The sequence below is a fragment of the Dellaglioa sp. CoH-57-MRSF-20 genome (genome assembly GCF_056781955.1).
Genome location: NZ_JBXAXV010000078.1, coordinates 1 through 529 on the forward strand (window position 1 = coordinate 1; position 529 = coordinate 529).

The following is a 529-nucleotide window of genomic DNA, read 5'->3' on the forward strand; positions in this document are numbered from 1 at the left end:
CTAGAGAACACGTGTCAACTAATCCCCTATGACTTGTGCGGTCTTTAGACGGCGGCGCGCTGGAACATACCGGCCAGCAGGCGCGACGGCTGACGCTGAGCGCGGGCACGTGCTCGGGCCAGTGCACGCACTTGAGCGCGGGGCGTGTGTTTCAGGCTCGGGGCCGGTTCCTCGGCCTTTTCCGATTCTTGCGGGGCCGCGTCCTGATGCGAGCCTTCCGCGCTCACGTCGGATTCCTGCGTCGCGATCGGTTCGGCGTTATCACGGTATGCGCGGATCGTGCACGGGCGGTTGTCGGCGTCGCCGAATTCGAGTGCGTCGGTCGTGCCGAGTGCCTGAGCCGCGATATCGCGGGCATGCGCACGCGTCAGCCCCATTTCACGCATTGCGTTGACCGCCGATTCCTTGCTCGCGAAATGCTCGACCGCGCCGGTTGCGTTCGTGACCGTGAGAATGTTTGCTTTTGCCATGATATTTTCCTTTCTTTCAGGTTAAAGGGTTTGTTGTGTTAGGTGCTACAGGTACAAAT

The 529-nt window shown here is 60.9% G+C and carries 1 protein-coding gene; it reads right to left on the reverse strand.

Translation table 11 applies throughout. The annotated features are described in order from the left end of the window. Nucleotides 1-44: 44 nt before the first annotated feature. Nucleotides 45-470: a hypothetical protein gene (locus AC1RPN_RS08190; protein WP_289873930.1), complete on the reverse strand. Its 426-nt coding sequence runs from the start codon at nucleotides 468-470 to the stop codon at nucleotides 45-47. Nucleotides 471-529 lie beyond the last annotated feature (59 nt).